The organism is Paenibacillus sp. LRG-1 (genome assembly GCF_057220305.1).
In genome coordinates this window covers 2,452,324-2,478,505 of the sequence record NZ_CM170126.1, presented here as the reverse complement: position 1 = coordinate 2,478,505, position 26,182 = coordinate 2,452,324, and the positions used below count along the sequence as shown (strand labels likewise).

The 26,182-nt window shown below is 45.8% G+C and carries 24 protein-coding genes; 3 read left to right on the top strand and 21 right to left on the bottom strand.

Annotated features, from left to right (window positions below; all coding sequences use genetic code 11):
* Positions 1 to 158 precede the first annotated feature (158 nt).
* The 12 genes from ACUUJN_RS11350 to ACUUJN_RS11295 all read right to left on the bottom strand — a co-directional run bounded on the left by ACUUJN_RS11350 (position 159) and on the right by ACUUJN_RS11295 (position 11,929).
* Positions 159 to 1,568: a discoidin domain-containing protein gene (locus ACUUJN_RS11350; protein ID WP_076160212.1), complete on the bottom strand. Its 1,410-nt coding sequence runs from the start codon at positions 1,566 to 1,568 to the stop codon at positions 159 to 161.
* Between the two features lie 371 nt (positions 1,569 to 1,939).
* Positions 1,940 to 2,875 (bottom strand): dockerin, encoded by a 936-nt coding sequence (locus ACUUJN_RS11345; RefSeq protein WP_484669645.1) that lies wholly within the window; start codon positions 2,873 to 2,875, stop codon positions 1,940 to 1,942.
* Positions 2,876 to 3,062: 187 nt separating this feature from the next.
* Positions 3,063 to 4,220: an amidohydrolase gene (locus ACUUJN_RS11340; RefSeq protein WP_484669644.1), complete on the bottom strand. Its 1,158-nt coding sequence runs from the start codon at positions 4,218 to 4,220 to the stop codon at positions 3,063 to 3,065.
* A 56-nt stretch (positions 4,221 to 4,276) separates the two neighbouring features.
* On the bottom strand, positions 4,277 to 5,293 hold the full coding sequence (locus tag ACUUJN_RS11335; RefSeq protein ID WP_484669643.1) for an LLM class flavin-dependent oxidoreductase: 1,017 nt from the start codon (positions 5,291 to 5,293) through the stop codon (positions 4,277 to 4,279).
* A 15-nt stretch (positions 5,294 to 5,308) separates the two neighbouring features.
* Positions 5,309 to 6,061 (bottom strand): amino acid ABC transporter ATP-binding protein, encoded by a 753-nt coding sequence (locus ACUUJN_RS11330; protein ID WP_023988357.1) that lies wholly within the window; start codon positions 6,059 to 6,061, stop codon positions 5,309 to 5,311.
* Entirely contained in the window at positions 6,058 to 6,768 is a 711-nt protein-coding gene (locus ACUUJN_RS11325; protein WP_023988356.1) for an amino acid ABC transporter permease, read from the bottom strand. Before ACUUJN_RS11325 ends, ACUUJN_RS11330 begins: the two co-directional genes overlap by 4 nt.
* Positions 6,765 to 7,544: an amino acid ABC transporter permease gene (locus ACUUJN_RS11320; RefSeq protein ID WP_023988355.1), complete on the bottom strand. Its 780-nt coding sequence runs from the start codon at positions 7,542 to 7,544 to the stop codon at positions 6,765 to 6,767. Before ACUUJN_RS11320 ends, ACUUJN_RS11325 begins: the two co-directional genes overlap by 4 nt.
* 76 nt (positions 7,545 to 7,620) lie before the next feature.
* The gene (locus ACUUJN_RS11315) at positions 7,621 to 8,469 is read right to left on the bottom strand and encodes a transporter substrate-binding domain-containing protein (RefSeq protein ID WP_023988354.1); all 849 of its coding nucleotides are present in this window, start codon (positions 8,467 to 8,469) and stop codon (positions 7,621 to 7,623) included.
* A 160-nt stretch (positions 8,470 to 8,629) separates the two neighbouring features.
* Entirely contained in the window at positions 8,630 to 9,520 is an 891-nt protein-coding gene (locus ACUUJN_RS11310) for a LysR family transcriptional regulator (RefSeq protein ID WP_013310069.1), read from the bottom strand.
* Positions 9,521 to 9,628: 108 nt separating this feature from the next.
* Positions 9,629 to 10,159, bottom strand: coding sequence for an NADPH-dependent FMN reductase (gene ssuE, locus ACUUJN_RS11305; protein ID WP_484669642.1), 531 nt, complete (start codon positions 10,157 to 10,159; stop codon positions 9,629 to 9,631).
* Positions 10,160 to 10,176: 17 nt separating this feature from the next.
* Positions 10,177 to 11,517 (bottom strand): LLM class flavin-dependent oxidoreductase, encoded by a 1,341-nt coding sequence (locus ACUUJN_RS11300; protein WP_023988352.1) that lies wholly within the window; start codon positions 11,515 to 11,517, stop codon positions 10,177 to 10,179.
* A gap of 142 nt (positions 11,518 to 11,659) precedes the next feature.
* Complete coding sequence (locus tag ACUUJN_RS11295) at positions 11,660 to 11,929, bottom strand: glutaredoxin family protein (protein ID WP_023988351.1); 270 nt, start codon at positions 11,927 to 11,929, stop codon at positions 11,660 to 11,662.
* A gap of 271 nt (positions 11,930 to 12,200) precedes the next feature.
* Here ACUUJN_RS11295 and ACUUJN_RS11290 point away from each other — a divergent pair, with 271 nt between their 5' ends.
* Positions 12,201 to 13,070 (top strand): DUF421 domain-containing protein, encoded by an 870-nt coding sequence (locus ACUUJN_RS11290; RefSeq protein ID WP_068940750.1) that lies wholly within the window; start codon positions 12,201 to 12,203, stop codon positions 13,068 to 13,070.
* An 87-nt stretch (positions 13,071 to 13,157) separates the two neighbouring features.
* Here the strand turns inward: ACUUJN_RS11290 and ACUUJN_RS11285 are convergent, their stop codons facing one another.
* From ACUUJN_RS11285 to ACUUJN_RS11265, 5 genes are all read right to left on the bottom strand, one after another.
* On the bottom strand, positions 13,158 to 14,282 hold the full coding sequence (locus ACUUJN_RS11285; RefSeq protein WP_484669641.1) for a sensor histidine kinase: 1,125 nt from the start codon (positions 14,280 to 14,282) through the stop codon (positions 13,158 to 13,160).
* On the bottom strand, positions 14,279 to 14,953 hold the full coding sequence (locus tag ACUUJN_RS11280; protein ID WP_023988348.1) for a response regulator transcription factor: 675 nt from the start codon (positions 14,951 to 14,953) through the stop codon (positions 14,279 to 14,281). Before ACUUJN_RS11280 ends, ACUUJN_RS11285 begins: the two co-directional genes overlap by 4 nt.
* Before the next feature lie 61 nt (positions 14,954 to 15,014).
* Positions 15,015 to 15,830: an ABC transporter permease gene (locus ACUUJN_RS11275; RefSeq protein WP_279830675.1), complete on the bottom strand. Its 816-nt coding sequence runs from the start codon at positions 15,828 to 15,830 to the stop codon at positions 15,015 to 15,017.
* A complete protein-coding gene (locus ACUUJN_RS11270) occupies positions 15,827 to 16,846 on the bottom strand; it encodes a daunorubicin/doxorubicin resistance ABC transporter ATP-binding protein DrrA (protein ID WP_023988346.1) in 1,020 nt (339 codons plus the stop codon). The genes ACUUJN_RS11275 and ACUUJN_RS11270 overlap by 4 nt, the downstream gene beginning before the upstream one ends.
* A 239-nt stretch (positions 16,847 to 17,085) precedes the next feature.
* Positions 17,086 to 17,415 carry an antibiotic biosynthesis monooxygenase family protein gene (locus ACUUJN_RS11265; protein WP_025722950.1) on the bottom strand — a complete coding sequence of 110 codons (330 nt, stop codon included), beginning with the start codon at positions 17,413 to 17,415 and terminating at the stop codon, positions 17,086 to 17,088.
* A 93-nt stretch (positions 17,416 to 17,508) separates the two neighbouring features.
* On the opposite strand from ACUUJN_RS11265, the gene ACUUJN_RS11260 reads away from it, so the two are divergent.
* Entirely contained in the window at positions 17,509 to 18,408 is a 900-nt protein-coding gene (locus ACUUJN_RS11260) for a LysR family transcriptional regulator (protein WP_341058358.1), read from the top strand.
* Between the two features lie 2 nt (positions 18,409 to 18,410).
* Here ACUUJN_RS11260 and ACUUJN_RS11255 read toward each other — a convergent pair whose 3' ends face one another.
* The gene (locus tag ACUUJN_RS11255; RefSeq protein ID WP_484669640.1) at positions 18,411 to 19,601 is read right to left on the bottom strand and encodes a GTP-binding protein; all 1,191 of its coding nucleotides are present in this window, start codon (positions 19,599 to 19,601) and stop codon (positions 18,411 to 18,413) included.
* A 192-nt stretch (positions 19,602 to 19,793) separates the two neighbouring features.
* On the opposite strand from ACUUJN_RS11255, the gene ACUUJN_RS11250 reads away from it, so the two are divergent.
* Entirely contained in the window at positions 19,794 to 20,774 is a 981-nt protein-coding gene (locus tag ACUUJN_RS11250; RefSeq protein WP_341062825.1) for a DMT family transporter, read from the top strand.
* Positions 20,775 to 20,920: 146 nt separating this feature from the next.
* Here ACUUJN_RS11250 and ACUUJN_RS11245 read toward each other — a convergent pair whose 3' ends face one another.
* The 3 genes from ACUUJN_RS11245 to ACUUJN_RS11235 all read right to left on the bottom strand — a co-directional run bounded on the left by ACUUJN_RS11245 (position 20,921) and on the right by ACUUJN_RS11235 (position 26,145).
* Positions 20,921 to 21,895, bottom strand: coding sequence for an aldo/keto reductase (locus ACUUJN_RS11245; RefSeq protein WP_341062826.1), 975 nt, complete (start codon positions 21,893 to 21,895; stop codon positions 20,921 to 20,923).
* 400 nt (positions 21,896 to 22,295) lie between these two features.
* Entirely contained in the window at positions 22,296 to 24,971 is a 2,676-nt protein-coding gene (locus ACUUJN_RS11240; protein WP_484669639.1) for a YhgE/Pip domain-containing protein, read from the bottom strand.
* Positions 24,972 to 25,128: 157 nt separating this feature from the next.
* Positions 25,129 to 26,145: a hypothetical protein gene (locus ACUUJN_RS11235; protein ID WP_484669638.1), complete on the bottom strand. Its 1,017-nt coding sequence runs from the start codon at positions 26,143 to 26,145 to the stop codon at positions 25,129 to 25,131.
* Positions 26,146 to 26,182 lie beyond the last annotated feature (37 nt).

The window sequence follows — 26,182 nt, the reverse complement described above, 5'->3', positions numbered from 1 at the left end:
TAGCAAAACATAGATACAAATATGAAGGAAACAAACGCCATAATCAAGGCGCAAAAAAAGCCTGATCTCATCAGACTCTAACTGATCAGCTATGAATTAGAAAAGGTTGTCTCCCACAAATATTGTAGGAGACAACCTCTGGACAAATAATATGATGCTTAAAGTTTGTTAGCTGCTACTTTCCACTCTAATATTCCTGTGGATGCTGAACCTTTGGATACCATTTCAATTCTTAATTTCGCTGTTTTTACAGGCGTAAAAGTAGTCGTATTATACTGATCTGCCGAAGTACCCAATCCATTAGCCTGCTTGACATTGGACCAGCTACGACCATTCCAATACTTAATCTTGTAAGACTTAGGAACATCAATGCCAGCGCCATCTTTAAACCAATAGACATCCGTTTGGGATATCGTATATTCTTGATCAAAATCATATTGGACCCATTGTGTACCCGTCTCAGGCCAGTTACCATACACAGCATGACTTCTATCGTTGGAATTGGCAGGTTCAAATCCATCGTTTAGCGCGCTTACATTTTCCCAAGATGAAGTATAAGAGCTGCTAGCCGTTGCCGCAGGTGCTATGTTCACGATTTCATCAGGATCTGTTTCAATTGGGCCATCGTCGTCTTTAGTCGTGATTGGGAAACGAGCCGTATCCTTTTTGATTTGACTCCAGGTATAACGTAGCATCCAAACATCCCAGTCGGTGATATGATCGGAATTGCCGGCCCACATAATGGTGTTCGTTGGGAATCCACCTGGTGGACGCTCATGTTCTTCATAAAAATCGTTTAACCCAAATCCGTGACCAATTTCATGTTCAGTAATCTCAATCTCATCAGCGTTCACCGTACTCAGAACGTATTCATCATTCATACGCTGTCCCCAGTCGCCGCCGGCTCCCCCGCCAAAATTTTCTGTGGCCCAGAGATACATATCAAAGCGTTTATCCAATCCACCCGGATACGAATAGTTCGGGTCCGAAAAATGCTCAAACCGGGATATTTCATTAGGCGCAACTGGAAGCGCAGCAGGAATTTCCGGTTTTTCAGAAGCTAGTGTATCTGTAATGGTATCCGTATAAATGACCTCGTCAGGCTGCTTGTTCAGGAGCAGTGAAGGATCGGCAACAGCCCAGCCTACCACTTTTACTTTAATATTCTTATAGGGCCAACCGTCATATCCTTGAAGATGATCTGTCCAATGGTTCATCTGCCGATCTATCATTTTAGCAATATCCTGGCGTTGCTTCAGTGTGACGGGCTTAGAGGATTGCCAGCGTATAACATAATTAAGAGTCCCTTTTCCCGCAAAAATTTGATCAAAAATCGTATTTTTACGAACCGTCGAGCCTTCAGTCAACATCCTATTCTTCCAAACCCATTCCACTGAGGATTTGAGATAAGCTGGCATATCAGCTAACGTCGAATCACCCGTTGCCGCAACCACAGAATCCCCGTTTAGATGAGAATCCGCTGATACAAAACTAGCGTTTCCCATCAGTAATGAACTAGCAATGACTACTGAAAAAGAAGCCATCATCATTCCTTTTCTGTTCAACATGTATGTACCTCCATATCCATTGGTATTATTGCAATAGTTTTCTTGAAATAACTATCTCTATCACCTCTCTTTTCGTGTTTGCGAACTAATCTAGGAGATTAAGAGTACACTATCAAATCTCCTTGTCGTTTTTTGTAAATAATCACAAATCATATTATCACTGGATTATTGCATCGTCAATATTTTCCTTAATGATTTAAATTAGTCATTTTAATCGTATCTTGGAACATATACTTGATCTTTGCATGCACAAAACTGGTATTTTATAAAATGAAAAAACCGTTTATTCACTAAATCAATTCCACCATAGAATTTGATTTTGGAACAAACGGCTCTATTTATAAGCTTTTTTCACACTACTCTAGCATTTTTTAGCGGTTAGGAAAACGAGAGGTATCCTTCTTAACCTGGCTCCAGGTATAACGCAACATCCAGGTATCCCACTCTGTTATTTTGGGGGAATTTCCGGCCCACATAATAGTTGGCACAGGAAACCCACCGGGTGGACGCTCATGTTCTTCATAGAAGTCAGGCAAGCCGAATCCATGCCCCATCTCGTGCTCTGTAATCTGGATTTCATCCGAATTCAAGGTGTTCAGGATATAATCATCAGGCATACGTTGCCCCCAATCCCCGCCGGCTCCGCCTTGAAAATTGGACGTTCCCCATAAGTACATATCAAACCGCTTGTCCAGGCCACCTGGGTAAGAATAGTTAGGGTCCATAAAATGTTCAAATCTCGATAGTGCGTTAGGAGCAACCGGAAGTTTAGCTGGAATATTCGGGTCTGTTTTACTTAAGTCATCCGTAATGGTATCCGTGTAAACGATTTCATTAGATTGTTTGTTAAGAATCTGTGATGGATTCGCAACGGCCCAGCCTACTATTTTTACTGTAATATTGTTATAAGGCCAGCCATCATACCCTTTCAACTGCTTATTCCAATTATTGATTTGGCGACTCAGCATGGAAGCCATATCTTTACGCTGCTGAAGAGTGATATTTTTAGAGGATTGCCAACGCACTACATAATTTAGCGTTCCTTTTCCCGCATAGATTTGATCAAAAATCAAATTTTTACGGTTGGTGGAGCCTTCTTTGACCATTCTATTCTTCCAAATCCATTCTACCGATGGCTTAAATTTAGCAGGTATATCAGCAGCAGCCAAATTAATATTTGTCGACTCTATATCGGAAGTGCTTTCCAAATCTGAGGCTGCTGAACCAACGTTAGCCCCGCCAACCAGTAAAGAAGCAGCCACTACCAATGAAAAAGAAGCCATGATCATTCCATTTTTCTTCGGCATTTATTTAACCTCCATACCTTTTATTTTTACGAGACATCTAAAAGGACAACGCCTACTCTCTTATTACACCCACTCTCGTTTTTGAATAAAATTACAATTTTACACTATCATTGGAATGATATAGCGTCAAACAAAAATATCCCCTCTACAAGGAGGGGATAAGTATCCATAGACTAGGCTCGCACTCCTACTCTATGGATATCAATGCCGATTCTGCCAGTGAAGCCAGTAGCTTCGCTGTTCCGGGCAACGCGCGTTCGTCCAGATCAAAGGCAGGATGATGCCATTCCTGGCTTCCCGCAGTGCCGACAAAGACAAATACACCGGGGATGTTCTTCTGATAAAACCCAAAATCCTCGCTCGCCGAGGATGGTATGGGACGAACTACGTCCAGGCCGACCGCTTCTGCCGCCTCCTCCGCGATGACGGCCAACTTACCATCGTTCAGCACAGGCGGCGGACCCTCGATCCAGCGGATGTATGCTTTCGTGCCGAAAGCATCCGCAACGCCTTTTACGACCTGCTCAAAGCGCTTAGTCACCTGTGCGCGAACATTTTCGTCAAATGTGCGAATTGTTCCGTCCAAATGGGCGCGGTCAGGAATGATGTTCCAGGCGTTGCCACTGTGCAGCTTCGTGACGCTAATGACCGCGCTATCCAGCGGATTAACGCTCCGACTCACAATGGATTGCAGCGCCGTAATGATATGTGACGATACCACGATGGGGTCAATCCCTGCATGCGGCACTGCCGCATGTGTGCTCAGACCCTCCACCTCGATGTAAAAACCATCCGCCGCTGCCATTAGCGGACCTTCTTTGATGCCGACCGTGCCTACGGGCAGGTCCGGCTTGTTATGTAGGCCAAATATGGCCTGCACCCCTGCCAACGCACCGCTGTCCAGCACTTGGGCAGCGCCTTTGGCCTTTTCCTCAGCTGGCTGGAACACCAGCCGAACCGTGCCTTTCAGCTCCTGCTCCCGCTGCTTCAACAATACGGCTGCTCCTAACAGGGATGCGGTATGAAAATCATGCCCACAGGCATGCATCTTGCCGGGATGCACCGAAGCATAAGGCAATCCCGTCTCTTCCTGAATAGGCAACGCATCAATGTCTGCACGAAGCGCGACAGTTGGTCCCTCCTGCTGTCCGCCGATTTCCGCTACTAATCCGGTACGCAGCGGCACATCCAGAATGGTTATGTTCTGTTCTTCCAGCAGACGGCGGATAAAGGCGGTAGTTTCAACCTCCTCGTTAGATAACTCGGGATTTCGATGCAGATGGCGGCGAATGTCCACCAGCTTCTGCTCCAAAACCTGCTCCTTCGTCCCGGTTGATCCACTCATCCCTATTCCTCCTTCGTGAACCCAAAATAGTTACAATTCTCTCAGACCAACAACATCTAGGACTGCACAGGCAACCCGGCAAAAGCTTCATGCAATAACTCGAACGAGCGCACGCGCTTGTGTATATCCCTTATTCCTGTCGTAACAATTAGCTCATCGGCCTGATACTTCGCTTGAATTTCCGTCAACACAGCATAGATTTCGTCTTTATTCCCTTTGTTAATTTGCGCTTGTGTAGCTTCAATTGTATATTCTTCACCTGATTGCTTGCCGAACTCTTCTGCACTTTCCAGCGTGCCCACCGTAGCCGTCTTGCCACTGGCCAGATGAATTTTGTACAGCTTGTGCTCCCCTGCTAACTCCGCAGCTTCCTCGGAAGTGTCCGCTACGATGACTGAAAGCGCAAAAAGAGCTTTCGGCTCACGTCCACAACTATAATCGAAAGACTCCCGATACGTACGGAATGATTCCAATGCAATCTGCTCATTACTATTGATAAATTGCGAGAAAACGTAGGGCAACCCCAAACGCGCAGCAATTCCAGCACTGTCTGTACTTGTACCCAAAACGTAAATATCCGCTGGTGTTTCTGGAATCGGATTCGCCTGTAACCCGGCTAACGGTCCTTCTTCAGACGGAATATTATGAATATAGCGACTTACTTCATCAATTTTTTCTTCGAGAGAAGGCGCGTCATGAACGTTTCGTTGTAACGCCTGTGTGGATTTCGGCAACCCGCCCGGCGCGCGTCCAATTCCCAAATCTACGCGACCCGGTGCAAGAGAGGACAGCACATTAAAGTTTTCAGCTACTTTATAAGGGCTGTAATGCTGAAGCATCACTCCACCAGAACCGACTTTAATACGCTCAGTGCGTGCCAGCAAATGGGAAATGAGTACCTCTGGCGAAGAGCCCGCAACCTGCTCGGAATCGTGATGCTCTGATACCCAGAAGCGCGTAAACCCCAATTCCTCTACACGCTGTGCTAGCTTAATCGTATTACGAAGGGCCTGCGCTGCCGTTTCCCCCTCGTGTATAGGGCTTTGATCCAATACTCCGATTTTAATACTCATGTCTCCCTCTCCCGTCTAAATTGAATAGTTATATTCCGGTGTAATCCGTTTCAGGAATTGTTTGGTACGTTCCTCTTTGGGGTGGTTAAAAATGTCGTCCGGTGTGCCTTCCTCGATAATATGACCGCCATCCATAAATACCACATGATTTGAAACATCGCGCGCAAAGCCCATTTCATGTGTAACGACAATCATTGTAATGCCTTCCTTCGCAATCTTGCGGATCACCGACAGCACCTCACCCACCAATTCAGGGTCCAGCGCCGAAGTCGGCTCATCGAACAAAATCACTTCCGGGTTCAGCGCCAAGGCACGCGCTATGCCAACACGCTGCTGCTGCCCGCCGGATAGCTGGCTTGGATAATGATTCAGCTTTTCACCCAGACCGACCTTTTCCAGCACTTCAATGCTAATTTTTTTCGCTTCCTCCTGCTTGACCTTGCGGACAACGACAAGCCCTTCCATGACATTTTCCAGTGCTGTTTTATGCTTGAACAAATTGTACTGCTGAAAAACCATAGCCGTCTTTTGACGTAGAGCCAAAACATCCCTCTTCGCAGGTCGCTTGCAGTTCACTGTAAAATCGCCAATGCTGACTTCCCCATCATTCGGCTTTTCCAGATAATTAATGCAGCGTAGCAGAGTCGTTTTTCCTGAACCGCTCGGGCCTAAAATAACGACGACCTCGCCTTTGTTCACGGTCAAATCAATGCCTTTGAGCACTTCATGTTTGCCGAACGACTTCGTTATATTTTGCAGACGGATCATGATGCTCGACCTCCATTAAACACATTGATTTTTTTCTCCACCAAGCCGGATATTCGCTCAATTAATACCGTCAAGCCCCAAAATAGCAGTGCAGCCGCGATATATACCTCTAAATATTTCCAGTTGGTAGATGCCAGAATTTCAGCCTGTGCCTGGATTTCTGTGACCGAAACCGTGAAGGCCAAGGTAGAGCCATGAAGCATCCCAATAACGGAATTCGTCAGGTTTGGCAAACTCACCACGAACGCCTGCGGAAATACAATCCGTCTCAGCACTTGCCACGTCGTCATACCAACGGCATAAGCCGCCTCGATTTGCCCCTTGTTGACCGATTGGATTCCAGAACGGACGACCTCAGACATATACGCGCCACTGGTAATGGAAAACGAAATGAGTGCAAATACCATATAAGGAACATCTTTGGAATGCAGAGGCCAGCCGAAATGCTTCGCTCCCGCATCAATCAACAAAGGCAAACTGAAATAAATAAGCAGCAAATGCATCAGCATCGGTGTGCCACGGATAAAGGTGACGTAACCGTGAGAAATCTGGGACAACACAGGAACCTTATAAATTCGCGCCAGCGCCGTTATAATACCGATGACCAACCCTGCCAGTACGGAAACCACCGTAATAATTAAAGTGTTGGGCAACGCGGAGAACAACCCTAAAAAGGCAGTATATATAAAGCCAAAATCCAGACTCATATGCCTTTACCTCCTTTACTAAGACGGGGACTTCTCAGGTAACGCACCACAAAGCTTTTTCGTTTTTCGGGTTCTTTCTGTACTGCATCCCGATGCTCATGCCGGAGAAGCGTATTTTCCAGCACCTTGAACAATTTTTGTAAAATCAGACTGATCACCAGATAGATAAGGGATAACGCGATATAGGTTTCAACAAAATGCTGGGTAGCCGACCCTAATGTCTGTGATTTCCCTGTCATCTCCATCGCTCCGATCGTAAATGCCAGCGAAGTATCCTTCAGATTGCCAATCACCAGATTGGAAAATACCGGAACCACCACAGCCAGCGCTTGCGGCATTATGATACGTGTAAAGGTCTGGTAGCCTGACATGCCGACGGACTGCGCAGCCTCGATTTGTCCTCGATCTACTGCCTCTACTCCTGACCTGATAATTTCGGAAATAAAGGCTCCACTATTGAGCGCGTAGGTCGCTACGGCAAACCACAGCACATCCCATCTGGAGGAATTGATATCCACCAGCTTTAGTAGCTCTGGCAGGCCGTAATACACCAGAAACAATTGGATTAGAATAGGTGTTCCGCGAAAAAAGGAAACATACACTTGAGAAACACGTTTGAGAAATGGAATGTTATACATGCGAGGCAGCGCAACCAACAGACCAATGATAAGCCCCAATACAAGCGAGCTTGCCACAATAAACAAGGTGATGTGTAAGTAAGACAGCATTTTCGGGATAAAGCTAAAAACATAGTCAATATTGAACTCTCTGCTCATATGCCTGCCTCCTTTCTATACATCAACGGTCAGAATACATAGAGTACCCTGACCGCTGAAATGTCCAAGTCTATCCTTACTTCTTACTGCTACCTTCTTTTTTCACATCTTCCAGAGACTTAGTGAAATCCTCTCCAAGCCATTTAATGCTCAGCTTCGACAACGTACCGTCGTCCTTCACTTCCTGAATGGCTTTGTCCAGGTCATCCGCCAACCCTTGCTCATTTTTGTTCAGTACATACAGTACATCCGATTGAGTCAAAGGATCACCAACGGTCTTCAGAGCTACTTCTCCTTTTTCATCGGTGTTAAAACGGTTCGCAAAGTCTGTCGTAACGGTAGCATCTATACGGCCGCTCGTAATTTGTTGCACCGTATCATTGGCTGCACCACTCGTATAAACGATATTCAGGGCATCTCCGTGGGTTTTGTTATACTCTTTCAGCACATACGCCGCATTACTGGTTGGGCTGGTGAGTACCTTTTTCCCTTTCAAATCATCAATTGAATGAATGGTATTGTTATCCTTCGCTACAGCGACTCTGTTCAGAAAAATGCTATACGGATTTTTGTTGAACAGATACTTGGCTTCGCGCTCCGGGTTTTTTTCCATTTGATGCGATACCAGATCAATCTTGCCGGCATCGAGACTTAGCAGCAAATTTCCAAAGTCCATCGTTTTGAATTCAAATTCGTATTGAGGCAGGCGCTTGTCCAGCTCCTTAATCAGCTCCACATCAAAACCTGTTAAATTTCCGTTTTCGTCAATAAAGCATACATTTTTGAATTGAGTACCTGTGCCTACGATAATTTTCTTCACGTCTCCGCTTGAACCTGACGCGCTAGACGCGTTATCTGAGGAACCGCAGCCTGCCAACACCAGGATGATTGCCATAACAGACAATATTGCAAACCACTTTTTCATATGAATCCCCCTCATCTCTTTGTATATCAGCAGTTTGCGACATACATGGTAGCTACAACATCCAATAATTCATAATTCCTATAAGCTTAATTGGTTTTAGGATGTGATTAATTTAACACCTGGAAACCTATACGTCAATCCACCAAGCTATAGAACATTCCTATAACAAAACAGCACCCCGGAAACCTTCTGTCAGTGCATCTGCAAAATCCGAGGTCACTGCACAGTCTTCTTTGGTCGCTATTATGCTAATCTGCATAGACACCCCAGCTACCTCTGGAACATGGATACGGAACAGTTTCTGATCTTTCACTTCACGGTTCACACAGACATCCGGCAAAAAGGCAATACCCGCTTCTTCCAATACCAGCTTTTTGGCCGTGACCACATTGTCTACCTGAAAAGCAATGTCCGGTGGCTGCTCCAGTGATTCAAAAGCGCGATGAATCCTCATCCAATCTAGTGATCCGCATTCGAAAAATACCAGTGTTTCACGTTGAATATCCTGTATGCTGGCCTTTCCTGTTTTCATAAACGGATGGCCGTCGTATACATACAGGGAAATCGGATCTTCATAAAAAGCAAGCGTACGGATAGCCGGATGCATCACTTTACGGACAAAACTAATGTCTACCTCACGGTTCAACAGTTTATGTACCAGTTGATCCGTCGTAGCCGTCACAATTTTGTAGTTAACCTCTGGATAACGGGCACGAAGCTGCTTTAATATCTCAGGAATGATGTAGTTCGACACCGATATCGTGCAGCCAATTCGAATTTGCTGAGGGGCTTTCTTACGCTGTTGGAGCTTTTGCTTCCCTTTTTGCAGCACCTGAAGCATCTGCTCCGCATAAGGAAGAAACTTTCGTCCATCCTCCGTCAGAACCGTTTGCTTGCTTTGGCGGTCGAACAGCTTGCATTCTAGCTCGCGCTCTAGCGTCTGAATCCGTGCTGTAACGGAGGGCTGGGACAAGAACAAGGCTTCTGCCGCCTTGTTAAAGCTCCCATAATGATTCACGTATACAAAGGCTTCCATATTCTCGATATTCATACGTAAGTCCCCCAGTAAGTTTTATATACATTTATCCAATATGTTAACTTGGTTTTTTTGTATCATAAAACTCACTGAACGACCTGTCAATGGAAATATTGAAAATATCTATAATTTTAATAGCTCATTTATTTCTTTAACAGAACGTTCCAACCGTGCAACCAATTCTTCGGACAACCCGTATGCTCCATCTGGTAGACGTTCGACCCACTGATCCACTGCATACACCCCGCTAAGAATATGTCTTCCGCCCAGTGCATTAATAACCGGCTTCAAGGCATAGTCAATGACCAGCAGATGAGCCAGCGTACCTCCGATAAATAAAGGCAGGACAGGTTTTCCTCTTAGCCCCTCCTGCGGAACCAAATCCAGGAATATTTTCAATAGTCCTGAATAGGACGCCTTATAGACTGGAGAAGCCACAATAACGGCATCCGCTGCTGCAATCAATGCAAGTGATGCTGTGACGTCGGGGCTGTTAAAGTTAGCTGTGACCAGATCCTCAGCTGGCAAGTCAACCACATTCAGTAATGTAACCTCCGCTCCAGCCTGCTGCAACTGCTCCGTTGTATAGTTAATCAAGCCGTATAAACGGGATTGTGTAGACGGACTGCCTGATAGGATGACAACCTTGGACATATTTTTTCCTCCTTCTGTTATGCGTCAACCTTCACTTTGGATTTGGCTGCTGTATAGCGGTTCTCAGGAATAGGCACGCCCAGGTTTTCACGTAGTGTGCTAAATTCATAATCCTGACGGTAAATACCGCGTTCCTGCAAAATAGGCACAACCAGATTTACGAAGTCATGCAGACCCGAGGGTACATCAGAACCAATGATGAATCCGTCTGCTCCTTTTCTTTCAAACCACTCCTGCACTCGATCCGCCACCTGCTCAGCGGTTCCGATAAAAGAGGTTCTCGGCGTAGCTGAACGCAACGCAACCTCGCGTAAGGTCAAATTTTGTTCCTTGGCTACTCGTTTGATTTTATCTGTACCGCTGCGGAACGCATTGCTGCCAATACCATCAAGCTCAGGGAATGGCTCATCCAGCGGATATTGTGAGAAATCATGATGATCGAAGAAACGTCCCAAATATTTTAACGCAGCCTCAATCGTCACCAGATTAGTGATCTCTTCATACTTACGTTCCGCTTCCTCCGTCGTGCTGCCAATAATCGGCGATATGCCCGGCAAAATGACAATATCCTCTTCGGATCTACCATAGCGTACCGCACGTTCTTTCACATCACGATAAAACTGCTGCGCTTCCTCTAACGTTTCATGTCCTGTAAATACAGCATCCGCTTCCTTGGCGGCCAGGTTTTTGCCATCCTCCGAGGAACCTGCCTGAAAAATAACCGGCTGTCCCTGCTTGGATCGTCCAATGTTCAGTGGACCCTGCACAGAGAAAAACTCACCTTTATGGTTCAATGTATGCAGCTTTTCAGGATCAAAGAATACGCCGGCTTCCTTATCACGAACGAACGCATCCTCTTCCCACGAGTCCCACAGTCCTTTGGTAACCTGTAAATATTCCTCTGCAATTTTATAGCGCTGCGGATGCGACGGGTGCTCGCCTTTGCTAAAGTTAAGGGCAGAGCCTTCCAGCGGAGAAGTTACCACATTCCAGCCTGCACGACCTCCGCTAATATGATCAATGGAAGAAAACTGGCGTGCTACCGTGAACGGTTCGCTATAGGAAGTCGACAGTGTGCCGACCAGTCCGATATGCTTCGTCACCCCAGCCAAAGCGGACAGAATCGTAATTGGTTCAAAACGGTTCAGAAAGTGGGGAATAGATTTTTCGTTAATGAACAGGCCATCTGCGATAAATACGAGGTCAAACTTTCCTTCCTCTGCCTTTTGCGCCTGCGTTTTATAAAATTCAAAGTTAACACTCGCATCCGCAGGTACTTCAGGGTGACGCCAAGTCGTCATGCTTCCCCCAACACCGTGAATAATCGCACCAAATTTAATTTGTCTATTCTTAGCCATAACTCTTCCACCTCTCTTGAACATAATTGTTATCCTACGGCTATCATTTTTTTAGGGCAGCTAGGCTGCTAATGGTTTGTAGGGCAGTCTCCGCTACTTATTTTGTATAGGCAGCGGAGTAACTGATCCTTTTCCTATTGGCCTATACTACTTGATTGTAACTTTCCAGCACTTTACCCAACTCTTCCAGATCCGGGTTGAGCAGTGCTTCATATTTATTATCCCCGCCTACCTCGACGACAGGGACATAACGAATACCATATTTGGTCTCCAGCACGTCACGCAGCGCATCATTTCCGTCCACTTGGATATTTTCATACGGCTGATTTTGGGATTCCAGGTACGATTTGATCTCTCCACAAAAATGACAGCCGGTTTTACTCCACAATACAACTTTAGGTTTGGACGACATATACATACCTCCGTGAGCTTAATGTTTATAATCCCGATGAATTAAATAAGAATTATATCTATAATGTATCCTCCCCCCTCCTTTCCGTCAATCGCTTGTGCAATAGACAATGATAATTCATCGATAGAAAATTTTAATTATATATTGTATTTCATCGCTTATTGGCAGCTTGGTTATTTAAATTTAGGGGAATTGGAGTTTAAATGTGCCTTGACGCGGATATCCTTGGAATAGTAGCGTCCTTGTGGCGAAATGAAATGAGGTTGAGCAAATGCAGGATTGGGCCGAGGTTGCTATACGCACATTAATGGCTGTCGCTATATTATTTTTAATCACCAAAATTCTTGGAAAACGTCAGGTATCCCAGCTTTCCTTGTTCGAATATATAACAGGAATCACGATAGGTAACCTGGCTGCTACCATTCCTATGGAGCGTGAATCCACCTGGTATCTAGGCCTCATAGCCTTGTCAGTATGGGTACTGACAACACTTGGCATTGAATATTTGCAAATTAAAAGCAAGAAAATCAGAGATATAACAGATGGAAGGACAACAATCCTGATCAAAGACGGCAAAATTTTAGAGGATAATCTGAGAAAAGAACGGCTCACCCTGGATGAACTCATGGAGCAGCTTCGAAGCAAAAATGTATTCAAAGTATCTGACGTGGAATTTGCTCTTATGGAAACCAGTGGCGAAGTCAATGTGCTGTTAACCAAAGACAAGCAGCCTGTGACACTTAAGGATTTGAATATGCAGCAATTACCGGAGAAGGAACCAACAGCAGTCATTATGGATGGACAACTTATGGAGCAACAAATGGCATATATGGGGATCACTCAACAATGGCTGGATGCCAAGCTAAAGGAAAAGAGTTTAACAGTCAAAGATGTGTTTTTCGCGCAGGTGGATCCGCAAGGAGAACTGTACATTGACCAATATAGTGACAATGTACAGCTAAACAAGGTGCAGGATTCGAATCAAACCGTGCTGACTTTGCTGGAACAATGCACAACGGAGTTGCAAAAACTCGCATCTGGTTCCAGTGAGCAACAAAGAAAACAGCTATATGAGCAATGCTCACAAAGCTTGAAAGAAGCTATACAGGAGATGAAGCCGGTAAATACATCTAAGTCCTGAGCACATACGCATATGCCATAAGAGTATAAGTATGGGAACTAAAAAGGAGCGTCCTTCAGCCGTTTGTGGCTTTGAAGACGCTCCTTTTTAAATTACTGTGCCGTTGTACATTTCACAGTTGCTGCTGCCTTTCATTACTTTCTGGCGCAGCGGCAGCATAACTGTAAATACCGTTCCTTCTCCCACCTTGCTGGATACAGAGATAGAGCCGGTATGCATCTCTGTTATTTTATAAGCAATGGAAAGTCCCAAACCACTGCCTCCTGCAGTTCGGGCCCGTGACTGGTCTGCTTTATAAAAACGTTCAAAAATGCGCTGCTGATCCTGTTCGTTGATGCCCTGTCCCGTATCCGCAATGCAGATAACCGCCTGATCACCATTACTTGAAAGAGAAACAGATATGCTTCCACCCTGTGGTGTAAATTTAATGGCATTGTGAAGAAGATTCACCCAAACCTGGCCCATCAGATCCTCGTCCGCGTTGACCTCAACTATATCCACCTCAACAGTCATATCGATTTTTTTAGCCTCCCATTGCGGTTCGCAGGCGAGAATAAGCGAAATCAGCTGCTTGTCCAGCCGATAAAGGGACGGACGAAACGGATGCCGCTCCGAATCCAGAATCGCCAGCTTCATGAGATTATCGCTTAGCTTGGATAGACGAATACACTCCGTCTCGATGATCGACAAATACCGGTCTCGCTGCTCACGATCCAGATTCTCATCCTTAAGCGCCTTGGCGAATCCGATTATCGAGGTCAGTGGTGAGCCGATTTCATGGGATACGTTCGAAATAAACTCCTCCCGCAGTTTTTCCATAGCCTTCAGATTTGCAGCCATATCATTGATACTGTCCACCAACTGTACATAAGGATGCGGCCTCCGATGTTTTCCGTTCCGCCCGCCGAGGTCCCAATCCAGATTAATGTGAAAGTCTCCTTGCGAAATACGTTTTAAAGCATCGATCATTTCGGTAAAAGCGTGCTGCTCTCTAGGTTGGATGAAGCGCCTTACCGTCATACTGAAAATACCGAAGAAGAAAAAGCCAAGCGTCGCATTAATAAGAAAGACGAACAAATCATGAAAAGCCCATGACATGCGCGAATAGATCGCCGCCGTAATAAAGTACGCGGCAGTCCAGCTGAGATACAGCACCAATAACACCAGCATGAGTCTCGCAAGGATATGGAGGAATCCCGGTTCCCGCTTCATTGCCTTACCTCCAGCCGATAACCCAATCCTCGGATCGTACTGATCCGGAAAGAGTGCCTTGCCTCCGGAAATCGTTCCCGAAGGCGCTTGATATGGACATCAACTGTTCTTTCGTCTCCCTCATAATCATAACCCCAGATCTGTTCGATCAACTGGTCGCGGGTAAAGGTTTTGCCAGGATAGCTGGCCAGCTTGAAGAGCAGCTCAAACTCCTTGAGCGGCAGGGTAATCTCCTTCTCTCCAGCCCGACACTCAAATGTATCGCTGCGCAGGACAAGATCTCCGACAGTCACTGATTTTGAAGCCATGATACGATAACGTTTTAATAAAGCCTTCACGCGTGCGACAAGCACCATGGGGTCGAATGGCTTAACAAGATAGTCGTCCGTTCCGAGCGCGAAGCCTTTCACGATCTGTGACGTCTCGCCTTTGGCTGTAAGCATAAGCAGCGGCAGGTCGGTCTGCTCTCGCAGCTTACGGCACAGCTCCCAACCATCCATTCCCGGCATCATGATATCAAGAACAAGCAAATCGACCTTGATTTGATCAAAAATGCGCATCGCGTCCAAACCATCCACCGCCTCGACTACCTCCAGACCTTCCATTCTCAAAAAGTGTCCGACCAGTTCACGAATATGCGGATCATCATCAACGACTAATACACACGTCATTTCAATCCCCCCTAACTAACTCTGCCTTAAATCTCTCGTCCTCGTCAAGAAGACCGCCATCTTATGCTTTACGCATATAAGCACGCACCGTAAGCGGCGCGAAGATCGCCACAATGACTGTAGCGCCAAGCAGTGAGATCGCCAGTTCCTCGCCAATCGTTCCCGTATTCGCAAGCTCCCTGACTGCGTTCACAAGATGTGAAATCGGGTTGACGTTTACAAACCACTGTAGCCAACCAGGCATTGTGTCCACAGGCACAAATGCATTGGAAACAAAAGTGAGCGGAAACAGAACAATCATGGAGATGCCTTGTACACTGGAAGCAGTGCGGGCAATCACGCCAAAGAAGGCGAAAATCCAGCTGACTGCCCAGGAACACACGATGACCAAAAGCGCAGCGATAGCGACACTCAGCAGTCCTCCCTCTGGCCTATACCCCAAAATATACCCCATGGCGAAGGTAAGTACAGTCGCAATAGTATACCGGATACTGTCAGCCAGCAGAGCTCCAGCCAAAGGCGCAATGCGTGCGATTGGGAGTGACTTGAACCTGTCGAACACTCCTTTGTCCATATCCTCACGTAGTTGGACGCCGGTAACGACGGAGGTCGAGATCACCGTCTGCACGAGGATGCCTGGAATAATAACCGGCAAATAATGCTGCACGTCTCCTGAGATGGCGCCACCAAAGATATAGGTAAACATAAGGGTGAAAATGATTGGCTGGAGCGTGACATCAAACAATTGCTCGGGAGTATGCCGGACCTTCAGAATGCCCCGGTAGGCCATCGTCATGGAATTGAAAAACGCCTGCCTGAAACTCACAGACTTCTTCAATGTGCGATCAGAACCTGTCATAACAGTAGTACTCTTCATGCTCTCGCCCCCTCCACAGCATGCGCTCCTTGGGACGTCTGCTGTCTGTTTACTTGTGCCCCATGACCAGTGATGGACAAAAACACCTCGTCGAGCGTCGGCTTCTGCACACTCATCTCTGCTAGACGAATCTCTCCGGTACGGAGGGCGATCAGCAGGTCCGTTACCCGATCTGCGTTGGCCATCGGAGAGATAATCTTTCCAGCTTCCACTGACACGCTGGACTTAACTGAAAGCACCTGTTCAACGATCTGAACAGCTCTCTCGATGTCCTGTTGATTTTGCACTTTGAGTTGCAGAGTCGACGCCCCCACTGCCGCTTTCAGTTCATCCACCGTACCCTCAGCGACTACCCGGCCATGATCGATCACCGCGATTCGATCAGCAAGTTGATCCGCCTCGTCGAGGTACTGGGTTGTAAGCAGTACGGTGGAACCGGTCTTGACCAAACTCCGGATCGTGTCCCACATCTGGACACGCGTGCGCGGGTCTAGTCCGGTAGTCGGCTCATCCAGGAAAATCAGCGGCGGCTTGGCAATGAGACTTGCGGCCAAATCCAGCCGACGGCGCATACCTCCGGAGAAATGCTTTAGCGGTCGTTTGGCCGCTTCGGCCAAGCCAAATTCCTCCAGCAGCTCCGCTGCCTTATGACGCGCCTCGGCACGTCCCAGTCCAAGCAGTCTGGAGAAGATGATCAGGTTCTCGGTAGCGCTAAGCGACTCATCGACCGATGCGTACTGACCTGTCACTCCGATTAACTGACGCACAACCTGCGGCTCCTTTACTGCATCGTGCCCGAAGATACGGGCTGATCCCCCATCGGGCCGCAATAACGTTGACAGCATTCGGATGGTAGTCGTTTTGCCTGCTCCATTAGGACCAAGCACTCCGTAGATCGTGCCAGCACGCACGTTCAGGTCGACACCGTCAACCGCCTGCTTGTCACCAAAAGCTTTTACGAGTCCCCTTGCTTCAATGGCCAAGGTCTCTTTTCTGTCTGTATAATCCACATTCATATCCTCCCTGTACGGTTTCTATAGAGAGGATAACCCACGTTTATGAACTGAATATGAATAGAACCGTTTACGTTTCCCAAAATGGTCGACGATGCCTTTCTGACAGAGAAGCCAAAGAAGTCCCATATGGGACCTCTTTGGCTTCAACTCATGGATATCCTTTTAATGGAATAATGGAATTAAACCTTTATTTCCAGATTTGGCCTCATGCTAAGCACTAACTTTGATATTGAACCTATTTACACTGTAAAAAAATAATCTCGTTCTACCTTGCTCACTCTTAACCCAAATGTTTTATACCACTCGGATTTCCCTTTTTCCTGCGCTACCTTGTGCAGCTCGTTATGTTTCCAATTTTTTATAGCGTCCAGAGACTCCCAATAGGAAACTGTAATGCCTACTCCATTGTGGTCACGAACACTTTCCACACCTAGAAAACCAGGCTGTTGGGCAGCCAGTTCCACCATTTTGTCTCCCATCACTCCATAACCGCCATCTCCTTCCGTACGTTCAGAAGTAAAGATAGCTGCATAATAGGGCGGCCGAGGAGTTTTAGCAATTGAGTTCATATGTTCCTCCTAAAATAAAATTAAATAACCTTTCTTTAATTTGATTATAATCATAAATATTAAATAAAAAAATGAATATATCTGATATGATGCATGAATATATTTCATAAAAAAATAGGAGTGAACACGAATTTGTTTAAATATAAGATTTTTCTTTGCGTAGTTGAAATGGGAAGTTTCACAAAGGCCGGGGAAGTTTTAAAACTTACACAATCAGCAATCAGCCATGCGATCTCTGGGTTGGAACATGAACTAGGGCTGACTCTTCTGATCCGAGGTCGTTCAGGCATCAGATTAACCAATAACGGGGAAAGATTAATGAAGCGATTTAGAGAGATTGTACAAATGGACGAAAAGCTTTACCAAGAGGTAGCTTTAATTAAAGGATTGGAAATCGGAACCGTAAAGATCGGTACATTTTCAAGCGTCTCTATTCATTGGCTGCCGCGTATTCTAAAAAAATTCAATGAGCAGTTTCCTCTTATTGAAGTAAAACTGCTCGATGGGAACTACCATGAAATTGAGAGCTGGATAGTCAGTGGGGAAGCTGATTTCGGCTTTGTGAACCTACCCACGTTAGACACATTAGAGGCGTTGCCATTAAAAGAAGAAAGCATGCTTTGTCTACTTCCTTCCGATCATATTCTTGGAAAGCAAGCCTCAATTCGAGTAGAACAGCTCAGAGATGAGCCTTTCATTATGCCTGTTGCAGGCTGTGACACCGATGTAAGAAATATTTTTTCACAGCATAATATGTCACCTAAAATCAAATATGAATTAGAAGATGACCATGCGATTATGGCTATGGTGCAGAATGGCCTAGGCGTGAGTATTCTTCCTGAAATGATCCTGTCTCACATTCCTTACGACATCTCTATTCGACCTTTGGACGAAAGGCATTCCCGTACTATCGGTATCGCTACCGCTTCCTTAAAAAATGTTTCTCCAGCAGCTAAAAAATGTATGGACTTTATTACTGAATGGATCAACTAGCTTCAGCATGTCGGCCAAGGAAGCGGATTCTCAAAACTGGACCAGTCCATATCCATTTCGTTATCGTTCAGTAGACATTCATCTAGCTCTTCTTCCAAGTCCGATCGATTCATTTCGATACCTATCATGACGATTTCGTTCATACGGTCGCCCCATTGTTCATCCCAATGGTCCAGAGCCTCAGGGTCGGCTGCGACGATCTCCTGCCGTTCTTCTTCAGATAACGCAGCAAGCCAGCTTCCCGCAGGGCCAAATTGAATAGATGGTCCAGCTTGGCTAATACTCGCTGCCCAATCCTGCGGGGTTGCAATCCAGGCCAAACCTTTGGCGCGAACGACCTCCTCCGGCCAGTAGTTCATAAATTCAGCCAATCTCGCAGGATGAAATGGTCTTCTACGGCGATATACAAAGGAATTGATCCCATATTCGTCCGTTTCTGGTGTATGGCTTTCAAGCTCCAGCTCACGAATCCATCCAGCGGATTGACTAGCCTTGTCAAAATTGAATAGCCCTGTATTCAAAATGTCCGAAGGAGCGACCTTTCCCTTGGAAGTACGAATGATTCGGGCTTCAGGCTGTAATCTCCGCAGCACACCCTCCAGCTTGTCCAGCTCCGCAGGCTGAACCAGATCGCACTTATTCAGAATCAATACATCACAGGTTTCAATCTGGTCAATCAGCAAGTCCGAGATATCGCGCGTGTCGTCTTCACCAGTAGCCTGACTGCGATCCAGTAGCGTTTCTCCCGATTCAAAATCATGCCAGAAACGATTCGCATCAACTACGGTCACCATGCAATCCAGTTTTGCCAGCGAAGCCAAATCAATGCCCGTTCCTTCATCAACGTATGTAAAAGTTTGAGCGATTGGCACGGGTTCACTGCTGCCTGTAGATTCGATTAAAATATAATCAAAATCGCCTTGTTCCGTCAGCTTCTTGACCTCCAGCAATAAATCTTCACGCAATGTGCAGCAAATACAACCATTTGACAACTCGACCAGTTTTTCTTCTGTTCTGGACAAGCCGCCCTCTTTTTTAACCAGCTCAGCATCTATATTCACTTCACTCATGTCATTGACGATGACTGCCACTTTCATTCCGTCCCGATTGTTTAATACATGATTCAAAATCGTTGTTTTTCCTGCACCCAAATATCCGCTCAACACTGTTACCGATATTGCTTTCTTATTCATCGCTGTTACGCTCCCTTGAATATTGGCTTTTCATTTTCATTCTTTTTTAAATCGTAATAATTACTATTAACATTAACTTTCAGTAATATACAGCATCCCTCTTACCTTGTCAACTGTAAGAAACTCTTGAATTGAATGATCTAAAGTTATTAATATGAGAAATAACGATACTTAAAGAATTAGGTGAATGCTATGCGCTCAATCTGGTTAGGTGTGTTGGCGGCTTTCTTTTTTGCTTTTACATTTGTTCTGAACCGGTCTATGGAGCTGTCCGGCGGGAGCTGGATCTGGAGTGCTTCATTGCGATATCTGTTTATGGTTCCTATTCTAGTCGTCATTGTGATGACCCAACAAAAGCTTAAGCCTCTTTGGAAAGTCATGAAGGAACAACCAGGAACGTGGTTGTGGTGGAGCTTCATCGGATTTGGCTTATTTTATGCTCCGTTATGCTTCGCATCGGCTTATTCACCAGGGTGGTTGATCGCGGGAACCTGGCAAATTACCATCATTTCTGGTTCTTTGCTTGTCCCTTTATTTGCTGAGGTTGTCCAGACGGAGAACGGCCCTGTCAAAATACGAGGAAAAATCCCCCTCCAGGGACTGTTGATGTCTCTCGTTATTTTAATCGGCATTATTGTTATGCAAGTCGAACAGTCGCAATCCATTTCTACCCAAGATTTTTTATTCGGTATTCTACCTGTCATACTCGCCTCAATCGCCTATCCATTAGGTAATCGTAAAATGATGGAAGTCTGTGCAGGACGATTGGATGCCTATCAGCGTGTGCTCGGGATGACATTAGCCAGCTTACCCTTCTGGTTATTGCTTTCGTTATATGGAGTTTTCAGCGCGGGAATGCCAAGTAAGGATCAGACGATACAGTCTGCTTTGGTGGCTGTGTTTTCAGGGGTGATCGCTACGGTTTTATTTTTTAAAGCTACAGATCAGGTTCGTGGAAATATGCAAAAGCTGGCGACCGTAGAAGCAACACAATCTCTGGAAGTTCTTTTTGCATTTATGGGAGAATTAATCTTTTTGTCTATCCCCATGCCGTCTCTTTTATCATGGATGGGTATGTTCATCGTCATCCTCGGCATGATTCTGCACAGTTATGCAACACATCATAAGAAAACCAATCAGCAAATCATATCTAAAAAGATAGATCCCATTTAGCGCATATTTATTCTTGTCACGGTCGTTCAAGTGTGGATCAGGCACCAGAAAAAAAGCAGCAGATCAAAGAGGAAGCTCCTGATCTGCTGCTTTTTGCCGATTATTTCTCACAAAGAATGATGTTTTATTACGAGTACGAAGTATTATTACCAAGCGTAGGCTTCTGGCGCAGGTTTTCCCGGACCGGGGAAAATCTCATTCAGCTTGGCAAGCACATCTTCGCCCAATTTGACCTCAGGTACCCGTAGAGCATCCTCTAACTGTTCTAAGGTCCGTGGTCCGATAATTGGAGCCGTTACGGCCGGATGGGACAGTACCCAAGCCAGTGCAATCACGTCTTCCTTTTCACCCAGCTCGCGGGACAATGCTGCAAATTGCTCCAGCTTCGCACGATTCTGCTCCACCTTTTCTTTGGCGCGTGCGCTGCGAGAACCAGTACCTGCTAACGCATTCCGTCCCAACAGTCCGCCCGCCAGCGGGCTCCATGGGATCACACCCAGACCCAGCTCTTGAGCTGCTGGTAATACTTCAAGCTCGGCGGAACGTTCGTTCAGGTTGTACAAATGCTGCTCGGATACAAGCCCCAGAAAACGCCGTGCCTTCGCTTCTGCCTGCGCCACCGCAATATGCCAGCCTGCAAAATTACTGGAACCGATATAATCAACTTGTCCCCGATCCACCACGGACTCAAATACGCCCCACAGTTCATCCCATGACACATTTCGGTCAATGTGATGCATTTGATATAGCTCTACATGGTCGGTTTGAAGACGTTTCAGCGACGCATCCAAATGACGGCGAATTTTGTAAGCAGACAAGCCTGATCCTGCATTGGGTCCGTCATGTTCATTTTTCATGTCTCCGTATACCTTCGTTGCCAACACGACCTTCTCGCGTCTTCCGCCGCCCTGCTGGAACCAACGTCCGATAATTTCCTCTGTCCAACCTTTACGATCATGGCCATATACATTAGCCGTATCAAAAAAGTTAATGCCCGCATCCAGTGCGGCATCCATAATTTTAAACGCATCCTTTTCTTCGGTTTCCGGTCCGAAATTCATCGTCCCCAGACATAACCGACTAACCTTCAAGCCTGACTTTCCTAAGTATGAATACTCCATACTGCTTCCCGCCTTTGCCTAAGGATTTTAAAATTCCGCAAAATTACATGCCAAAAAAGACCATACTCCGTTTATTCACCAGAAAAAACCACATTGAAACAACCCCAAATGCAATTTAAGGTTGGATAGCGCATGCAAAAAAGCCCCACGCACCGCCGAAGCAGCAAGCGCGAGGCATCTCCTACCATACTACCTACTCCATATGAAAAAATAGTGACTTTACGGCGGTTGCAGCGGAGCGGAGAATTTGAATCTGGAGAAGCGAAGCGTTCGCCTTTGCCATGGGATTTTTACCTTGTCATGTCCTAATCCAAAGAATCCCGTGGCAACAGCGATCGTAAGATCAAATCCTTCGCGGAGCGGCTCACTTCAGCCACCGTAACTCATTCTTTTTTTACAATCAAGGAATCAATTTCGTTTCTTTTGCTCGCTCGGCCATTTTTTTCGTATGCTTGCTGAGCGGCTTCTTAAACACCAATCCAAACAGGAAGCAAACACCGATAAATACAAACAGCATCACCACATCTCGTATCACCGTTGAAGGCAACATCCCTCCTACTGTCTCTCGTAACAGACTAACCGCATAGGTGAATGGTACGAACGGATTCAGCGCCTGAAAAAACGGTGTACTCGTCGCAATCGGGAATGTCCCTCCTGAACTGGAGAATTGAAGCACCAGCAGGATGACTGCCAGTCCCTTGCCGATATTGCCGAACACAGAAACTAGTGTATAGGTCATCGCCGTAAACACCAGACTGATCAGCATAGACGATAGTACAAAAGCTACTTTGGCATCCACATACGCCCCGAGCAGGAACAAGTCACCGAGAGATACGCTCAGCGCTTGAAAAATGCCAATCGTGGAGAATGTCATAAGCCGTCCGAAATACACTTGGTAGCTTTTAAATTGTCCTTCCGGGTCATCCACATCTACCCTGAACATGGAGACCAGTAGCATCGCACCTACCCAAATCGACAATGTAGTGTAAAAAGGTGACATCGCAGAACCATAGTTGGGAATTGGGTATATCCGCTCCTGCTTCAACGATACCGGACTGCCGAGAAAATCACTTTCCTTTTTCACATCCCCCTTTAACAATGCAATAGCGCGTCCGAGTGCATTTTCGCCCTTAAGCTTGCGAATTGTGTCTGCAGCCTGACGTATGGAATCCTCGGCAGCTGGAAGATCGGTCCTTACAAAATTGGCTACTTGGTGTACCGCTTTTTCAGCTTCAGGAAATTTATTTTCAATTAAATCAGCCATTTTGACAAACTGTTGTTCCGCTTTAGGCAAATCATTACGCACAAAATCTGCTGCCTGATGAATTTTATTTTTAACCGCTGGCAAATCGTTATTTACAAAGTCTGCCGCTTTGTTCACAGCATTCGTAAACTCGCCCATGCGCCCCTGAATCGTCGTCGCCGCTTCATGCAGTTTTTGACGGTATTGTGGCAGATCCTGCTGGAGACGTGTTAGCTCTTGCTGACCGAATTCTGCTGCAGCCTGTGCGTCATTTAATAGCTTTTCAATATTCGGTAGCTGCTCTTGAGCTGTAGTCAGCACATTGGCAGAATTGCGGGCAACGGATTTGATCTGATCCAGCGCCTTTTGAATGGCGGGTGCATACTCCGTATCATAATTGCCCAAAATGCTGTCAATTCCGCTACTGATTTCTCCTGCAAGGCGATCAGTGTCATCCAGCAGATTTTGCGCAGGCTTTTCGCCGCGCTGAATGGCATCCCCGATGCTAGTTACTGTGCTATTCAGACGACGGAAACGATCCTCTACCCCGCTCACACGGGAAATAAGTGAATCCAGAGGTTGACTTGGCAAGTATCCGTTCACACGGTTCAACAATTGAGAAATATGATCCAACACTCCCACGGCAGTTGTCAGCCTACCGCTGACACGATTCACCGCAGCTTGTGCTGCTTTAGGATCAAAATCCACACCACGAACAATGTCTGTAATCTGAGAAACTTCATTCGCGATTTGTTGTACCAGTTGTAAGTCTTCTTTAACTACTGTACCAATCGAATCAAGCGCACCCTCGTTTTTGTCCAGAAATTCGAGTAAACCGGTTGTAAAATCCTTGCCTGTGTCCGCTATTTTCTGTACTTCCGGCAGTGCTTTCTGGGCAGCATTAATGACTTTAAGAGCCGTTTGCGTGTCCTCTAGGGCGGTGGCCAGTGCGCTTTCTACCTTGCTGAAATTTTGATCTAGTTCAACAATTCGATCACCGGCCTTTTGAATATCAGGTAGTCTTTTTTGGATATCCAAAATAACAGCGGCTACCTTGTCCAGCTCAGGCATGTTTTTGTCAATTTTGAGCACCAGGTCACCGGCACGGTTAATTTCAGGAATTTTCTCCTTCAATGCAATGATCTTTTGTCCCTGTGCCTTAATTTTGGGCAGATTTTGCTCCAGCTCCAATGCCTGTTTGCCCAACCTATCGATATCTGGTAATCGATTATTAAGTTCCAACACCCGGTTCTCAATGTTACGAATCGTCGGGAGCTCCTCCTCCAGCTTGACTCCGGCTTCCTTCAACTTCGTCAATACCGCCTGGCTGGCAGTTTCAATAAAGTTTTGGCTAATCTGGTTCGTTAGAGAGGTTGCCCCCGAAGATGTAATTTTCGGAGCTACTGCATTAATTTTTTCATTTACGGCGTAATCAATTTCCGGCTTTTGCGGATTTTCCGTCAGCACACTCGTAATTTTCTCTGAAAAATCTTTCGGGATCAGCAGGCTGGCATAATAATCACCATTCAACACACCTTTTCGTGCTTCCGCTTCATTGACAAAAGTCCAACCCAGCTTCTTGTTATTTTGAAGGTTATGCAAAACCTCATCGCCGATATTAATCTTTTTACCATTCACTTCTGCACCCTGATCTTGGCTGGTTACTGCAATTTTAATCCCAGATGTATTCGCATACGGATCCCACATCGCTTTCAAATTCACCCATGCATAGACAGAAGGCAAAAGAATAATGCCAATGACTAATAAAGTCCCGGTTGATACTTTGAATACATTTCTCCAGTCTGTTAAGTAGATTTGCCATATCTTCCGCAACTTCATCACTCCTTGTATGTACATTAACCTGTCGTCCATTGTTGTATGCACACGTATTGTAAACGATTCGAGCGAATGAAGCCAATCCTGTTACAAAATATGTCAAAAGCGTATGCCTCTTATAGAGATCATACGCTTTTCAATAAAATCATTCTGCTTAATTTCGAACTCCATTCGCGGGCATAGCCTCTAGGGAATAAAATGCTCCTTTTTTATTGATTTTTCCCACCACAGTAACTGCGCCTTTTTGGGAGAACGTATACTCGTTATCCTTAATTTTTACGGTATATCCTTTTAGGTTAATTCCGAAAAGAGATTGCACTTTCGACTTCGCGGCTGAAAGAGCCTGAGTTTGGCTGAGCTTTGGCTTAGCGAATGCTTTGACAAAATCCTTTTCCCCCGTCCAATCCATGCCAAGCTCGTTTTTTACGGCCCACACTTTACCAGTTTTCACCCCAATCAACACGTTGTTTAACTCATTATCGTCCCGGAAATTCCAAACGGTATCATTGTTTTCATGCTGACGAAACACATATTCAAACGGATTGCTCGAAGCAATACCAACTGTTTTAAGCGAACGATTCGCTTTGTTGGACAGTGAAGCTTTAACGTCTTTAAGCGAATACATTATGCTAGCCGTTATTTTATTTCCTTGATCAAGGTCAATGTAGAGACTCTGGTCATGCCCCCATAGCACCCAATAATTTTTGAGTTCTCCTTCGTCATCCGGTGAATATACACGCCAGACAGCATCCGTTTTAAACACTCCATCAGAATCAAATGTTTTCAGGAACGATGCAACCTTGCTGCGTAGATTATTGTCCATAACTTTGTTGAGATCAGCCGCATCATAAATAATGCTGGTGGATTGCACGATTCCCTTTTTGGAATCGTAATTTTGGATGAAATCAGCATTAGCTGTCCCGCTCAAAGTACCGTTTACCGTCCATGAGTCAAAAGCAGTATCAGCGCTTGTAAACTTTATTGTTTGTTTCCCCGCTAATGTGTTCAGCACATCTGTTAAACGCTTAGTGGCGGTTGGGTCCAAGTTAACAGAAGTTTGTGCGTTTTGAGCTATGGCAGCGGCGGGCTGCTGTGCCCATGCAACTGGAACCGTTCCCAAAAGCGTGGATATTGCCGCAACTGTTGCAGTGATAGAATTCCATTTTTTCATGGGGCAATTCCTCCTGATGCCTCAAAAGAGACTTAAA

What these genes read in the sequence shown, in the direction of transcription:
- ACUUJN_RS11350 (WP_076160212.1), bottom strand. Translation starts at nt 1,568, where the DNA reads ATGTTGAACAGAAAAGGAATGATGATGGCTTCTTTTTCAGTAGTCATT.
- ACUUJN_RS11345 (WP_484669645.1), bottom strand. Translation starts at nt 2,875, where the DNA reads ATGCCGAAGAAAAATGGAATGATCATGGCTTCTTTTTCATTGGTAGTG.
- ACUUJN_RS11340 (WP_484669644.1), bottom strand. Translation starts at nt 4,220, where the DNA reads ATGAGTGGATCAACCGGGACGAAGGAGCAGGTTTTGGAGCAGAAGCTG.
- ACUUJN_RS11335 (WP_484669643.1), bottom strand. Translation starts at nt 5,293, where the DNA reads ATGAGTATTAAAATCGGAGTATTGGATCAAAGCCCTATACACGAGGGG.
- ACUUJN_RS11330 (WP_023988357.1), bottom strand. Translation starts at nt 6,061, where the DNA reads ATGATCCGTCTGCAAAATATAACGAAGTCGTTCGGCAAACATGAAGTG.
- ACUUJN_RS11325 (WP_023988356.1), bottom strand. Translation starts at nt 6,768, where the DNA reads ATGAGTCTGGATTTTGGCTTTATATATACTGCCTTTTTAGGGTTGTTC.
- ACUUJN_RS11320 (WP_023988355.1), bottom strand. Translation starts at nt 7,544, where the DNA reads ATGAGCAGAGAGTTCAATATTGACTATGTTTTTAGCTTTATCCCGAAA.
- ACUUJN_RS11315 (WP_023988354.1), bottom strand. Translation starts at nt 8,469, where the DNA reads ATGAAAAAGTGGTTTGCAATATTGTCTGTTATGGCAATCATCCTGGTG.
- ACUUJN_RS11310 (WP_013310069.1), bottom strand. Translation starts at nt 9,520, where the DNA reads ATGAATATCGAGAATATGGAAGCCTTTGTATACGTGAATCATTATGGG.
- ssuE (WP_484669642.1), bottom strand. Translation starts at nt 10,159, where the DNA reads ATGTCCAAGGTTGTCATCCTATCAGGCAGTCCGTCTACACAATCCCGT.
- ACUUJN_RS11300 (WP_023988352.1), bottom strand. Translation starts at nt 11,517, where the DNA reads ATGGCTAAGAATAGACAAATTAAATTTGGTGCGATTATTCACGGTGTT.
- ACUUJN_RS11295 (WP_023988351.1), bottom strand. Translation starts at nt 11,929, where the DNA reads ATGTCGTCCAAACCTAAAGTTGTATTGTGGAGTAAAACCGGCTGTCAT.
- ACUUJN_RS11290 (WP_068940750.1), top strand. Translation starts at nt 12,201, where the DNA reads ATGCAGGATTGGGCCGAGGTTGCTATACGCACATTAATGGCTGTCGCT.
- ACUUJN_RS11285 (WP_484669641.1), bottom strand. Translation starts at nt 14,282, where the DNA reads ATGAAGCGGGAACCGGGATTCCTCCATATCCTTGCGAGACTCATGCTG.
- ACUUJN_RS11280 (WP_023988348.1), bottom strand. Translation starts at nt 14,953, where the DNA reads ATGACGTGTGTATTAGTCGTTGATGATGATCCGCATATTCGTGAACTG.
- ACUUJN_RS11275 (WP_279830675.1), bottom strand. Translation starts at nt 15,830, where the DNA reads ATGAAGAGTACTACTGTTATGACAGGTTCTGATCGCACATTGAAGAAG.
- ACUUJN_RS11270 (WP_023988346.1), bottom strand. Translation starts at nt 16,846, where the DNA reads ATGAATGTGGATTATACAGACAGAAAAGAGACCTTGGCCATTGAAGCA.
- ACUUJN_RS11265 (WP_025722950.1), bottom strand. Translation starts at nt 17,415, where the DNA reads ATGAACTCAATTGCTAAAACTCCTCGGCCGCCCTATTATGCAGCTATC.
- ACUUJN_RS11260 (WP_341058358.1), top strand. Translation starts at nt 17,509, where the DNA reads ATGAATATATTTCATAAAAAAATAGGAGTGAACACGAATTTGTTTAAA.
- ACUUJN_RS11255 (WP_484669640.1), bottom strand. Translation starts at nt 19,601, where the DNA reads ATGAATAAGAAAGCAATATCGGTAACAGTGTTGAGCGGATATTTGGGT.
- ACUUJN_RS11250 (WP_341062825.1), top strand. Translation starts at nt 19,794, where the DNA reads ATGCGCTCAATCTGGTTAGGTGTGTTGGCGGCTTTCTTTTTTGCTTTT.
- ACUUJN_RS11245 (WP_341062826.1), bottom strand. Translation starts at nt 21,895, where the DNA reads ATGGAGTATTCATACTTAGGAAAGTCAGGCTTGAAGGTTAGTCGGTTA.
- ACUUJN_RS11235 (WP_484669638.1), bottom strand. Translation starts at nt 26,145, where the DNA reads ATGAAAAAATGGAATTCTATCACTGCAACAGTTGCGGCAATATCCACG.